This is a genomic window from Methylobacterium sp. AC315 (genome assembly GCF_979253755.1).
The window spans coordinates 1-203 of record NZ_CEEDEA010000178.1 but is presented as its reverse complement, the minus strand read 5'-3'; the positions used below and the strand labels follow the sequence as shown (position 1 = coordinate 203).

1 protein-coding gene is annotated in these 203 nt (G+C 59.6%); it reads right to left on the bottom strand.

Annotated features, from left to right (window positions below; genetic code table 11):
* Nucleotides 1-203: response regulator (locus AC0IY0_RS29190; RefSeq protein WP_471766533.1), on the bottom strand; the 203-nt coding region annotated here is incomplete at both ends.

The window sequence follows — 203 nt, the reverse complement described above, 5'->3', positions numbered from 1 at the left end:
GCGACCAGCTCGTCCTTGTGGAACGGCTTGGTGAGGTAGTCGTCGGCCCCGAAGCCCAGACCCTTCACCTTGTCCTCAATGCTGGCCATGCCGGACAGGACGAGGATGGGAGTCTGAATTTTGGCTACGCGCAGGTTGCGCAGCACCTCGTAGCCCGACATGTCGGGCAGGTTCAAGTCGAGGAGGATGATGTCGTAATCGTA